General features: G+C 44.5%; 14 protein-coding genes. 11 read left to right on the top strand and 3 right to left on the bottom strand.

Translation table 11 applies throughout. From position 1 onward, the window contains the following. The first annotated feature begins 60 nt into the window (after window positions 1-60). The 11 genes from ccoN (at window position 61) to PATL_RS10530 (ending at window position 10,511) form a co-directional block, all read left to right on the top strand. Window positions 61-1,500, top strand: a complete 1,440-nt coding sequence (ccoN, locus tag PATL_RS10580; protein WP_011574879.1) for a cytochrome-c oxidase, cbb3-type subunit I — start codon at window positions 61-63, stop codon at window positions 1,498-1,500. Between the two features lie 11 nt (window positions 1,501-1,511). Continuing rightward, window positions 1,512-2,117: a cytochrome-c oxidase, cbb3-type subunit II gene (ccoO, locus tag PATL_RS10575; RefSeq protein WP_011574878.1), complete on the top strand. Its 606-nt coding sequence runs from the start codon at window positions 1,512-1,514 to the stop codon at window positions 2,115-2,117. Between the two features lies 1 nt (window position 2,118). Beyond that, entirely contained in the window at window positions 2,119-2,292 is a 174-nt protein-coding gene (locus tag PATL_RS10570) for a CcoQ/FixQ family Cbb3-type cytochrome c oxidase assembly chaperone (RefSeq protein ID WP_006993928.1), read from the top strand. Then, complete coding sequence (ccoP, locus tag PATL_RS10565) at window positions 2,285-3,238, top strand: cytochrome-c oxidase, cbb3-type subunit III (RefSeq protein ID WP_006993929.1); 954 nt, start codon at window positions 2,285-2,287, stop codon at window positions 3,236-3,238. The genes PATL_RS10570 and ccoP overlap by 8 nt, the downstream gene beginning before the upstream one ends. 71 nt (window positions 3,239-3,309) lie before the next feature. Beyond that, the gene (locus PATL_RS10560; RefSeq protein WP_011574877.1) at window positions 3,310-3,819 is read left to right on the top strand and encodes a FixH family protein; all 510 of its coding nucleotides are present in this window, start codon (window positions 3,310-3,312) and stop codon (window positions 3,817-3,819) included. Further along, window positions 3,819-6,194 (top strand): heavy metal translocating P-type ATPase, encoded by a 2,376-nt coding sequence (locus tag PATL_RS10555; RefSeq protein WP_011574876.1) that lies wholly within the window; start codon window positions 3,819-3,821, stop codon window positions 6,192-6,194. The genes PATL_RS10560 and PATL_RS10555 overlap by 1 nt, the downstream gene beginning before the upstream one ends. A gap of 17 nt (window positions 6,195-6,211) precedes the next feature. Beyond that, window positions 6,212-6,460, top strand: a complete 249-nt coding sequence (gene ccoS, locus PATL_RS10550; protein ID WP_011574875.1) for a cbb3-type cytochrome oxidase assembly protein CcoS — start codon at window positions 6,212-6,214, stop codon at window positions 6,458-6,460. Beyond that, window positions 6,447-7,109 (top strand): sulfite exporter TauE/SafE family protein, encoded by a 663-nt coding sequence (locus PATL_RS10545; protein WP_011574874.1) that lies wholly within the window; start codon window positions 6,447-6,449, stop codon window positions 7,107-7,109. Before ccoS ends, PATL_RS10545 begins: the two co-directional genes overlap by 14 nt. A gap of 162 nt (window positions 7,110-7,271) precedes the next feature. Beyond that, on the top strand, window positions 7,272-8,207 hold the full coding sequence (uspE, locus tag PATL_RS10540) for a universal stress protein UspE (RefSeq protein WP_011574873.1): 936 nt from the start codon (window positions 7,272-7,274) through the stop codon (window positions 8,205-8,207). Window positions 8,208-8,560: 353 nt separating this feature from the next. Then, window positions 8,561-9,517, top strand: coding sequence for a tRNA 2-thiocytidine(32) synthetase TtcA (gene ttcA, locus PATL_RS10535; RefSeq protein ID WP_011574872.1), 957 nt, complete (start codon window positions 8,561-8,563; stop codon window positions 9,515-9,517). A 10-nt stretch (window positions 9,518-9,527) separates the two neighbouring features. After that, entirely contained in the window at window positions 9,528-10,511 is a 984-nt protein-coding gene (locus PATL_RS10530; RefSeq protein ID WP_011574871.1) for a patatin-like phospholipase family protein, read from the top strand. Between the two features lie 219 nt (window positions 10,512-10,730). Here PATL_RS10530 and PATL_RS10525 read toward each other — a convergent pair whose 3' ends face one another. Genes PATL_RS10525 through PATL_RS10515 form a run of 3 tightly spaced genes read right to left on the bottom strand, consistent with a single transcriptional unit; the run spans window position 10,731 to window position 12,995 of the window. Then, window positions 10,731-11,402, bottom strand: a complete 672-nt coding sequence (locus PATL_RS10525; protein WP_011574870.1) for a DUF2987 domain-containing protein — start codon at window positions 11,400-11,402, stop codon at window positions 10,731-10,733. Next, window positions 11,399-12,259, bottom strand: coding sequence for a glucosaminidase domain-containing protein (locus PATL_RS10520; RefSeq protein ID WP_011574869.1), 861 nt, complete (start codon window positions 12,257-12,259; stop codon window positions 11,399-11,401). Before PATL_RS10520 ends, PATL_RS10525 begins: the two co-directional genes overlap by 4 nt. Beyond that, on the bottom strand, window positions 12,252-12,995 hold the full coding sequence (locus tag PATL_RS10515; RefSeq protein WP_011574868.1) for a hypothetical protein: 744 nt from the start codon (window positions 12,993-12,995) through the stop codon (window positions 12,252-12,254). The genes PATL_RS10520 and PATL_RS10515 overlap by 8 nt, the downstream gene beginning before the upstream one ends. Between the last annotated feature and the right edge of the window lie 83 nt (window positions 12,996-13,078).

Genomic DNA, 13,078 nt, shown 5'->3' with positions numbered 1-13,078 from the left:
ATGCTTTGAGACACACACGAGACACACATACATCCTTATTGAAGTGGAAGATTCATTAAAATGAGTGAAGCGATTCAAGTACACCCTGACTACAACTACAAAGTTGTTCGTCAGTTTGCAGTTATGACGGTCGTCTGGGGCATTATTGGCATGTCGTTAGGCGTGTTTATTGCGGCCCAGTTATATTGGCCAGCCCTTAATTTTGACACACCATGGTTAACGTTTTCACGTTTAAGGCCTTTACACACCAATGCGGTTATTTTCGCGTTTGGTGGGTGTGCATTGATGGCAACCTCATTTTATGTGGTTCAACGTACCTCTCAGGTACGTATATTCAGTGACAAGCTCGCAGCATTCACTTTTTGGGGATGGCAAGCGGTTATTCTTTCGGCGGTAGTCACCTTACCTATGGGTTTGACCTCAACCAAAGAATACGCTGAATTAGAGTGGCCTATCGATATCCTCATCGCCTTAGTGTGGTCCGCATACATGATTAACTTTTTCGGAACGATGATTATCCGCAAGGTTTCTCATATATATGTAGCCAACTGGTTCTTCGGTGCATTTATCCTTACCGTGCTTGTACTTCACATTGGTAACAGTATGGCCGTGCCCGTTTCGTTGTTTAAATCTTATTCAATGTATGCTGGTGCGGTAGATGCCATCATGCAGTGGTGGTATGGACACAACGCTGTTGGTTTCTTCTTAACAGCCGGTTTCTTAGGGATGATGTACTACTTCGTACCGAAGCAAGCTGGACGTCCGGTGTACTCTTACCGTTTGTCAGTTGTTCACTTCTGGGCTTTGATTTCACTTTACATTTGGGCTGGTCCTCATCACCTTCATTACACTGCCTTGCCAGATTGGACCCAATCTGTCGGTATGGTGATGTCCATCATCCTGTTCGTTCCTTCATGGGGCGGCATGATAAACGGTATTATGACCCTATCAGGCGCTTGGCATAAACTGCGCACCGATCCCATTTTGCGCTTCTTAGTGGTTTCATTGTCATTCTACGGGATGTCTACGTTTGAAGGCCCGATGATGGCAATCAAAACGGTTAATGCACTGTCTCACTATACTGACTGGACTATAGGACATGTTCACTCAGGTGCATTAGGTTGGGTAGCGATGGTGTCTATCGGCTCTATTTACCACCTTATTCCTGTGCTATTTAATAAACCCAAAATGCACAGCATCTACCTTATCAACGTTCACTTCTGGTTAGCGACAATTGGCGTGGTGTTATACATAGTAGCGATGTGGATGTCAGGTGTTCTACAAGGTCTAATGTGGCGCGCGGTGAATGCTGATGGCACACTTACCTATAGCTTTGTTGAAGCGCTTGAAGCGTCTAAACCTTTCTACTTTGTACGCTTCCTAGGCGGTGTCTTTGTTGTCGTTGGTATGCTGATTATGGCTTACAACTGCTACATGACCATCCGTTCTAAGTCTGAAGACGAGACTGCTCGTTCAGACGCCGAAGTTCAACCAGCGTAGGAGTCGCATAGATGAAGAATGCACACGAGATAGTAGAAAAGAACGTTGGTTTATTAACAATCTTAATTTTGGTCGCCATCAGTTTTGGCGCCATGGTTGAAATCACCCCGTTAATGTTTCAACAACAAACAATGAAACCAGTGGATGGTCTTGAGCCGTACACTGCCCTAGAAATGGAAGGTCGTGACATTTACATTCGAGAAGGGTGTGTTGGTTGTCATAGCCAGATGATCCGTCCTTTTCGAGCTGAAACTGAACGCTACGGCCACTACTCTGTTGCTGGTGAGTCAGTTTGGGAACACCCATTCCTGTGGGGCTCAAAGCGCACAGGTCCTGATTTGGCCCGTGTGGGTGGTCGCTACAGTGATGAATGGCACCGTGTTCATTTAAGAAACCCACGTGATGTGGTACCTGAATCGAATATGCCTGGTTTTCCGTGGTTATTTGAAAATCAGCTTTCGGGCGATTTAACGGCGAAAAAACTTGCTGTATTTCGTGACTTTGGTGTGCCTTACACCGACGAAGATATTGCAGGGGCGAAAGCTGCGGTTGAAGGTAAATATGAGATTGATGCGTTGGTTGCATACCTACAGTCTCTTGGAACTGCGTTGAAGTAATATGGATTACGCAATTACAGGAACCATATTTACCCTAATCGTATTCGTTGTATTTATAGGTATTGTTATTTGGGCCTACAGCAAACGTTCTAAGGCCGGCTTCGACGAAGCCGCCAATTTGATTTTTGCTGATGAGGACAAAAAAGAAAAGCGGGAGTCAGGCACACATGAGTAGCTTTTGGAGCATTTGGATCACAGTTATTACACTGGGAACAATTATTGGATGTTTTTTGTTATTGCGGTGGTGTTTAAGCAACAAAACCGGCGTTGCTGAAGGTGAAGATATGCATCATGAATTTGATGGCATCATCGAAATCAACAATCAGTTACCTCGCTGGTGGACAATTATGTTTTACGCCACCATCGTTTGGGGCTTCTTGTACTTCATACTTTACCCTGGGCTAGGTAGTTTTGAAGGTGTGCTAGGTTGGAAGAGTTCTAACCAAGATATACGTTCACTGGCGGAGTCTGAACAAGCTCGCATTGATGCAAAAGAAAATGGCGACATCGTTCAATACGACCGCGAATTAGATTTTGCCGAAGAGCGTTTCGCACCTATTTTTGATGCGTATGCAAAGCAACCTATCGAAACATTAGCGAAAGATCCTGAAGCGTTAAAAGTGGGTCAGCGCTTGTTTAGCCAAAACTGTTCACAGTGCCACGGTTCTGATGCTCGCGGTCAGCGCGGATTCCCTAACCTAACGGATCACGATTGGTTATATGGCGGCACGCCTGCCAAAATTATTGAAACCTTGACCTTGGGCCGCCAAGCAGCGATGCCGGCACAGCTAGCGTCTATGGGTGAAAAAGGCATTGAAGAAGTTGCTGCGTATGCATTGAGCCTAAGCGGACGTCAGGTTGACCCAGACTTAGCTGAGAAAGGTAAAGTTCGTTTTGCTATCTGTTCAGCGTGTCATGGTCCTGACGGTAAAGGTAATCAAGCACTTGGTGCGCCGAACTTAACCGATAATATTTGGTTATATGGCGGCAGCCACAAAGCGGTAACGGAAACCTTAACCTATGGTCGTAACGGTGTAATGCCATCATTCAAGAAAACCTTGGGCGATGAGAAAATTCACTTGGTTGCAGCATATGTTTACAGTTTATCGCAAGATAAATAGCACCGTTTTCGGTTAGAATAAGCCTCGCTTGTGCGAGGCTTTTTTATATACATCATTTATTTAAGGTTGTTATGTCCCCTACTTCTGAGCCGTCCATTACAGATAACAAAAAATGGTATAAACAATTCTGGCCGTGGTTTCTTATTACCATCCCAGTGTGCTCCATGATTCTAAGCTTTAATATGCTGCGTTTCGCGTTTGACGGACAAGACGCCATGGTAGTCGATGATTACTATAAACAAGGTAAAGCAATCAATATTAGCCTTGAGAAAATTCAAGCCGCAAAAGCCCTTAACATTCAAACTGAGCTCAATGTCACTGAAAAAGATGTCAGTGTACGTTTTATCAGCGGTGCTCCCCAAACCGGTGCAGCTTTGCGCTTAGCCTTTTATCACGTCACGCAGGCCCCTAAAGATCAAACCATTGATTTGTTTCGCGATGCTCAAGGTATCTATCGTGGCAGTGCTGAAAATGACTTGACCGGTAAATGGCAGGTAGCATTGATGCCACACGATCAAGTATGGAAGATTCAACAGACGCTTTCTTTTCCAAGTGACGACAGCATAGCTTTTAATCCCTAATGACTGACAGCGTATCTTGTTACCACTGCGGCCTACCTGCGGTAGATGGCGATAAATATAACGTCTCCGTTTTAGGCCAAGAGCGACAAATGTGTTGCCCAGGCTGCCAAGCGGTCGCTCAAGCCATCGTAGAGAATGGCTTAGACGATTATTACCGATTTCGTACCGAGCCTGGGGTAAAAGCCAGTGATAATATTCAAGACACACTCGAGCAATTATCCATATTCGACGAACAGAGTATTCAACAAGATTTTGTTGTTCATCAAGGTGATATCAGCGAAATTCAACTTAGCTTGAGTGGGATCAGCTGTGCTGCATGTGGTTGGTTAATTGAAAAGCAGTTATCAAAAGTCAGCGGCATTAAGCAAGTCTCTGTTAACGTTACGGCGAACCGCGCATTAGTCAGTTGGTATTCTGACGCGTTAAGCTTAAGCCAGATCATGGCATCCATTGAACGTATTGGTTATCACCCTAGCCCCTTTCAACAAGAACAGCACGAGGCCCTATTTCAACAATCTCACAAAGCACAATTGAAACGTATTGGGCTCGCTGGCTTGATGACAATGCAAGTTATGATGCTTGCAATAGGCGTGTATTTTGATTTATTTGGCGATTTAGAGAGGGAAACTAGCTCATTTTTCAATTGGATCAGTCTGGTGTTGAGCACGCCAGTGGTGTTCTATTCGGGTGCGGGGTTTTATCAAAGTGCCTTTAAAGCCCTAAGGGCCAAAAGCGTGAACATGGATGTCCCCGTGTCAATAGCGCTCCTCGCCACCTATTTTTCTGGCGTTTGGGCGACAGTATTCGAACAGGGGCAGGTGTATTTTGAGTCCGTTTGTATGTTTATCTTCCTGTTACTCGTGAGCCGTTTTATTGAGCATCAGGCGCGGCACAAAGCAGCACAAATTTCGGCTAATATGCTGCAATATATTCCCCTCACTGCAAATTTGATGGTAGAAAATGAAATTCAGCCAACGCTTGCAAAATCACTGCAGCTCGACGATGTTATTTTAGTTAAGGCTGGCGAAACCGTGCCTATCGATGGCACGGTGCTAAGCGGGCATGCACAAGTTGATGAATCACTGCTGACGGGAGAATTCTACCCAGTCAATAAAACTGTTGGCGATGCGGCATACGGCGGCACTATTAACAAAAGCGGCACCTTGACCTTAACAGTCACCTCACAATTTAAATACGCTTTAGTCAATCAAATTGCCCGTTTGCAAGAGCAAGCCATGGCCAACAAACCAAGAATTGCCGCCATGGCAGACCAATTCTCCCAGTACTTCGTTGTCGCAGTGCTGTTTTTTGCATCTGGCAGTTTTATTTATTGGTGGTTACAAGGTGATCCTGATGCTTTTTGGATTGCTATTTCGGTACTTATCGCTACCTGCCCCTGTGCGCTAGGCCTAGCAACGCCCTCGGCGTTATCATTTGCTATGGCAAATTTGAACAAACAAGGGGTGCTGTTGAAGCGCTCCGATGTCTTAGAACAACTGACGCAGGTCGATCATATTGTATTAGATAAAACCGGTACCTTAACCGAAGGCGAAGTGTCATTGGCGGCCATACATAATATTTCATCATTCGATGATGAAACACTTCTTATGTACGCTCACAGTGTAGAGCAATATTCTGAGCACCCTATTGCTAAAGCGTTTGAAGCATATCCGGTTTTCTCTGATGTAAAGGCATTCAGCTTTACCCTGGGTGAAGGTGTAAGTGCGATAGTTAATCACCAACAAGTCGAAATAAGTGCAGCGCATAGCCATGAACGCCCTAACGATCCGGCATTAAAAACTAGCAGTGTGCTTATGCATATCGACGGTGAGCTAGTTTGCGGATTTGAGCTAAGCGACACACTTAGACCTGATGTACCTGACATGCTATTGCGAATGAGCCGCAAGGACATCACGTTATTAAGCGGCGACAATCAAAAAAATGTAAGTCAAATCGCATCAGATATCGGCATTTCTAATTGGCTCGCTCAACAAACGCCACAGGATAAACTAGCTTACGTTCAAAAATTACAAGCAAACGAGCATAGCGTGTTGATGATTGGGGACGGTATAAACGATGCCCCCGTATTGGCCCAAGCTGATGTAGCTGTCACCTTAGGTGCCGGAGCTGATTTAGCAAAATCATCGGCAGATATTATTTTGCTTAAAAATGCGTTAGGTAAGCTGCCTGATGTATTCATTGTGGCCCAGCGCTGCAAGCAAAAAATCAGACAAAATATGGCTTGGGCCTTAGGGTACAATGTGTTGGTACTTCCCTTAGCAGTAAGTGGGGCTCTGACGCCTTGGATGGCAGTCATTGGTATGTCCCTTAGCTCCATTATTGTTGTGGTTAATTCCGTGCGGTTACTTAAATAAACACCTAAGGCTTCATCATGAGTATCATTTATATCCTAATCCCGCTCGCTATTATTATTGTTGCTCTGGCCATCGGAATTTTTTTCTGGGCGGTCAAAAGTAATCAGTTTGAAGATCTAGAGCGCCATGGCTACAGCATACTTTTTGACGATGACATAAAACCCGAATCAACCCAAAAAAACCAGTCGAGCCAACCGCTCGCCACCACTGAGCATAAGAACTGCTCCCAAGGCGAAAAAACCCAGAGTGGCAATGAACAGCCTTAGTATTGCTTCAGCCTTTTTAATCGGATTAGCGGGCAGTGTGCATTGCTTTGGTATGTGTGGCGGCGTTGTCAGCGCCTTCAGCTTTGCGGTGCCAAAAGGGGCAAAACAGTGGCCTTATGTATTAACCTATAATGTAGGTCGTATCGCCAGTTATACCGCTTTAGGTGCTCTGACCGGCTATTTAGGCAGTATTGTTGAGCGAGCTGAAATATTAAAAGCCACACCACTGCTACACACCATCAGTGCCTTATTTCTAATTGCAATGGCATGTTATGTGGGAAACTGGTGGCGGGGTTTACATTATGTAGAAAGAGTTGGCGCAAAACTTTGGGTTCACATTCGTCCACTTTCTAAAGCATTACTACCTTTTAAAAACCCGCTTTATGCGCTGCCCTATGGCATTATTTGGGGCTGGCTTCCCTGCGGCTTAGTCTACTCGACACTAACTTGGAGTTTAGCCAGCGGTAGCTTTATAAATGGCGCTTTAGTCATGCTGTTCTTTGGTTTGGGCACATTACCGGCTTTAGTGGTTATGGCGGCGGGCGTAGAATCGATTAAACAGATTTTAGCGGCCCCTAAAACCCGTCAAGTGGTTGCAATATGCTTGCTGGTGTTCGGGCTATATATGCTCTGGCAAGCTTATGCCTAATCTGTTGACGCCGATGACCATACTCGTTTTCACTTACCGTTTCTAACTAGCGCATCGCCTTTTATCAAAATAACTTGCGTTAAATCAGTAAAATAGTAACTTAAATGGCAATTATAACGTTACTCTCATACACTCAAAGTGTCACATCAGCGACGGAGAATAATGATGAAATATCAAAAAATACTCGCAGTTATCGATCCTGAAGACGAAGAGCAAAAATCGCTTTTGCGTGCCATCGAAATCGCGCAAATAACCCGCGCCAAAATCACTGCGTTTTTACCCATTTATGACTTGTCATACGAAATGACCACTATGTTGTCCACTGACGAACGCGAAAATATGCGTTTCGCTGTGATTGAAGACAAGAGCGCTTGGCTCGCTGAAATGGTAGCGCCCATTGAGAAACAACATGGAATTAAAATTGATCTGAATGTAGAGTGGCATAATCGCGCGTGGGAAAGCATTATTTGCCGTGTTATCAAACATGACTACGACCTGATCGTGAAAGGCACGCAACTCAATGACACCCTCAAAGCGGTTATTTTTACCCCCACAGATTGGCACATTATGCGAAAAAGCCCGGTGCCGGTTTTATTGGTTAAAGATCATGATTGGCCCACAGGGGGCAAAGTACTTGCGGCTGTTAGCGTGGGTGTTGAAGATGACGACCATACCGCCCTCAACGATTGCGTAACACGCACTGCCAAAGCGTTTGCTGGGTTACTCTCAGCAGAAGTGCATTTAGTCAATGCGTATCCCGGCACGCCAGTTAACATTGCCATCGAAATTCCTGAGTTTGACCCACAAGTGTACAGTGATTCAGTCAAAGACCATCATCAAGGTGCCATGACGCGACACGCTCAAAAACACGCCATTCCTGAAATATGTAGTCATATTGAAGAAGGATTACCAGAAGACGTTATCCCTGCCCTTGCTGAAAAAATTGATGCTGAGCTTGTGATCCTTGGCACTGTTGGGCGTCAAGGTATTTCAGGGGTATTGATCGGCAATACTGCTGAACATGTCATTGATAAGCTAAATTGTGACGTACTGGCCATCAAACCTGACGGCTACGAGTCCCCGGTGGACTGTTCTTGAAAAGAATAATGAGCGATAGTCCACTTCTTTAGACGCCGCGAAGGTTGCTTAGTATTACATTAGAATACCCTTTGTACTTGGGGTCCAGCGTGTTTTATCTAGGTCATCGGCTGTTAGCACGTACCGCTTGAGCGCACTTTCGGTAAAATGGTCAATTAAAGCGTGTTTCGCTTAAACTTAATGAAACTGAAATTTTCGAAATCGATTTGATCTCTTCAGAAAAAGTGCTCAAAAATTCGAGGATACGACAAGCAGCTTTGTGCTTTAGCAAGTGAATGTCGCTTAAATTAAACCAATAACTTCGCTATAATCCTTTGGTATTTTCTTTTTATTATCCAACAGTTGCCTAATCCATGAACCATGTTTCTAGTACCAAACCTGACACCGCGCCAAGTAAGCACCTCACCTCATCACACATTGATGCGACAGACCAAAACAACAAGCGCCTAAAAAAACTCACAACAAAACTTCGTCGTAAAACCGGTCAAGCCATCGCTGATTTTAATATGATTGAAGAAGGCGACAAAGTCATGGTGTGCTTATCAGGAGGTAAAGACAGTTACACCATGCTCGACATGTTGTTACATATGCAAAAGGCTGCCCCGATTAGCTTTTCGATTATTGCTGTAAACCTAGACCAGAAACAACCTGGCTTTCCCGAGCACGTTTTACCAAATTATCTTGAGGGCCTAGGTGTAGACTTCGCCATTATCGAAGAAGATACTTACTCAATCGTCGTAGATAAGGTGCCTGAAGGAAAAACGACCTGCTCGCTTTGCTCACGTTTGCGTCGCGGAATTTTGTATTCCAACGCGATTAAAATGGGCGTCACAAAAATCGCTTTGGGTCACCACCGGGATGATATGCTCGAAACATTGTTCTTGAACATGTTTCATAATGGACGTTTAAAATCTATGCCACCCAAGTTAACCAGTGATGATGGCCGCAATGTGGTGATCCGCCCCCTTGCCTATTGTGCTGAACAAGATATTGCGGATTATTCGATTTTATCAGGCTTCCCTATTATCCCCTGTAACCTATGCGGCTCTCAAGAAAACTTACAACGTAAGCAAGTCAAACTAATGTTAGCGCAATGGAATACGCAATTTCCTGGTCGTATTGAGACCATGTTTAAGGCGCTTCAGAATGTCGTGCCGTCACATCTAGCAGACCCTGGTGCGTTTAATTTCAATGATCTTGACCACAGCAACAGCACAAGCATTGAAGGCGATACCGCGTTTGATCCCCTTGAATTAACGCCCGTAACAAAAGTGGATACCTTGGCAGTCCCCATTACACGAATAGATTAGGAGCCACACATTGAAGATAGGAATAGCCCTCGGCAGTGGAGCCGCTCGTGGCTGGGCACACATAGGTGTGATCCAAGCGCTTGAAGAGCTAGGGATAAAAATTGATGTGGTTGCCGGTTGCTCAATTGGTGCTTACGTTGGCGCAGCCTATTCGTCGAACAAACTAGACCCATTAGAAGAGTGGGTTCGCAGTTTAACCGAATGGCAAGTGTTTGCTTTAATGGGTGTCGGCTTATACCGCGGCGGTTTAGTCAGCGGTTTGAAAGTTTTCAAAGCATTGCAAGATAACTTCAGTGAAGAAACGTTTGAAGAGCTATGTAAACCGTTTGCTTGTGTCGCAACCGATTTATACAGCGGCCGAGAAATCAATTTTTTAACTGGCTCTGTGGTTGATGCGGTGCGCGCGTCTTGTGCTATTCCAGGCTTATTCCCCCCTACAACCTTCAACGACCGCTGGCTAGTCGACGGTGGTGTGGTTAACCCGGTCCCCGTAAACTTATGTCGTCATTTAGGTGCAGATATCGTTTTTGCCGTTAACCTCAGTGCTGATTTTCGGCCACAAGCTATGGATAACAACGAAAAAGAACGTGAGCGCAATCAACAAAAAATCTCAGACATGTTCAGTAAAAGTCAAAACTCACTGTCAAAATGGTTCAAAAGCGATAAGAAAGACAAAGACAACAAGGACATTGATGAAGACAGCAAACCTGATGATCAAGATGATGTGGAGCTTCACAGTGAAGCAGCTCGCCCCCGGGCGGCTAAAAACCATCCCCCCAGCATGATAGGTGTCATGGCTGGCTCTTTAGATATATTACAAGCACGTGTCACCCGTTCACGTTTAGCCGGTAATCCCCCTGATATTCTGATAGAGCCACAACTACGTGATTTCGGCATGATGGAGTTCTACCGGGCGGGAGAACTAATTGAAGAAGGTCGAAACAGTGTAAAGCGTATTGCTGATCAAATTCGCTATCAATTACGCTTAGATTAGTTCAGACAACACACTACTAATGAGCCGTTTACAGTGGTTGCGTTAACGCGTTTACCTGAAGCAATTTGGCATCCGATTTATGACTAAATATGTTAGCTTTGTTGCCTAGCATGGTGTCGACTGTATGCTTTTTTGCTTCATAGCATCACAGATTATCCGCTTATAAGGCTAGCATCTTCACTAACCTTTATAAAACAGACATTTAATGTAAAAACCAGCTTACTTAGTGGTCTTAGCGGTTATGCGTAACGGTAAAACCGGTAATTCCAAGCTGTGTTTCTCGTTCAACCAGTCCTTAGAAAGGTGCAAACTGCCATGTTCGATTACAGCACCGTCCGCAAGCGTTTTGTTGAGGGAAAGGTCAGAGAAGTGCACGGCTAGCCCATCGACAGAGGGCATCAGAAACGACAGAAAACTGCCCATGTCATCAAAGAAAGTTTGGTATTGAGTGAACAAGGTTGCTAGTTCGTCAGCAGTATATTGCTTTTTTAGCCACTCTGGCTTGGTTTCAAGCTGCACTGACATATCACATTGATTCGCAGGCTCAGTCAACGTTAACGCGACTTGGGCTTTCGCCATATTCAAGGCTTTTTCGCTAGGTACAGTAAAGCGTTGTTCGTTTGTAACCGTGAGTGGAATATCCTGCTTCTGAGTGTGGATATACGCCTGAGTAATATGACAAAGCGCTTTGCTCTGCACGTGCTTGAAGCCAAACGCAAATTGTAGAGCACTGGTATCTTTGTCATCCAATTTGCGCACATGACTGTAAAAACTGCTGTACTCAACATTTAATGTAGACGTTTTCGCGATTGATGATTGATTGTGACTTTGTTGTTGCGCTACTGCGAAGCAGCTTGGTATGACCCAAGCGGCTAATAACCACTTTTTCATAAATTCATGTACTCTTTATTGACTCTCATCATGCTTAATAATTCATCGATATAATCTTGGCCGCGCTCTGAATAGCTTTGCAAGCCATGCACTAACGCGCTAGCGGTAATTGTTTTATCTTGAGCGCGGAGGTCAGCGCGAATATCCCGTAGTTCCTTATAAGCATAATGTCGGTTTAGGTTTCTGATATAGGTTTTAACTGCGTGGGATAAGTCTTTAAATTTTGCCACTTCGTGCACAGTGCCTTCATTTCTGCGCTTAGGAACAAAACCGCAACCTTTTTTAAAACACCACAAGCCAAAGAAGTTATAGCCCTTTCTGGCGAAGCGAGATGTGCCCCATCCTGATTCGTTAGCCGCTTGAATGAGCACCAGCTCAGGGGGGATCATATCTACCCGATGCAGCAACACTGCTGTCGCTTGAAGATCTGTCAATCCCTTGTCAATCTTGTACTCGCGTCGCATATTTTTCAGCAATTTAACAGTAAAGGGGCTTAAAGTATGATGCGCTTCAAGTTGTTGGGCGATGCTTTTGACCGCGCGGCGCTTAATCAATGTTACCGTATTTTGATGTTGTATTTCAGGTAATAAATAGGCGAAAAATGCACGCTTCTTCTCAATGACGTCATCATATTTTTTGAAGTTCGGGATTTTTTTGGCCTCAAGGGAATGAGGAGACGCCTTAGACTGCCGGCCAATATCATCAATTAAAATACGCATCTCATCGTCACTGAGTTGCAGTGCAGTATCAGGTAATTGGTTTTTAAAATAATCATCGGCAATATACATAATGGCGAACAGGCCACATGCGACTGCAAAATATCGAAATTTTTGATATGTTTTATGGGTGTTATGCATAAAAAACCGAGTCTTTATTGTCTGTTTTATTCGAAGGTTGGCCACTGACTTCAACACCAAACAAAGTACGGTACAACACGCCTTTAGTATGAAGGTACCAAGGCACAATCCAAACAAGTGCAATACCAAAGGTAAACAGGCCTGCAATAAAGAGGACAAAAGAAACAATATAAAACTGGCTCAACGGCAACCAATAGCGATTAAACACGCGCATTGATACCAATATGGCTTGGCTGGGTCGGTATTTCTTCTCAACCAAAAGAATTAGGGTAAATCCGGTGGACATAGCCAGATATATCCCAGGCAAAATATATAAGCCCAATCCCAAATTGACTAGAGCACCTAGCATCAAAGCACAGAAAATCAACATAGCCGACCCCGCCATTCGCTTTACCAAGTTCATAAAGGCTACTTGTAGGCCAACGCTATGGCCAATCCCCATCATCATTAGCGCAGTGATAAGCGGCGTGGTAATGAGTGTAAAAAGCAAGTTTAGGCCGAAACTGAGGGACACCGACGGGTTTTGTAATTCTTCAATGCTGACGAATCGACCTATCAACATCAGTAATAGCAGGATCATGCCTAAGGTGAATAATGCCCCTTGCAAAATACGATAAAAGTGACGTTTTGACAGTAACCAGCCTTCTTTAACGCATGCATTGAGATCAAGCTGCGTATCGCCAGACAACGATTGATTAATGTCACCGCCCAGTGTGTTTTTATTGTTTTGTTCCACCAAATTGCCTTTTGCTCTTACGACTTAATTATTTTATCTGAAATGCAGAAAAGTTGCGAAGATAGACGCGTCAACGATGAACG

Source organism: Paraglaciecola sp. T6c, assembly GCF_000014225.1.
In the GTDB taxonomy this organism is placed as follows: Bacteria; Pseudomonadota; Gammaproteobacteria; order Enterobacterales; family Alteromonadaceae; genus Paraglaciecola; species Paraglaciecola atlantica_A.
Note: the sequence above shows the minus strand (reverse complement) of the source record. Positions and strands in the feature narration are given on the sequence as shown.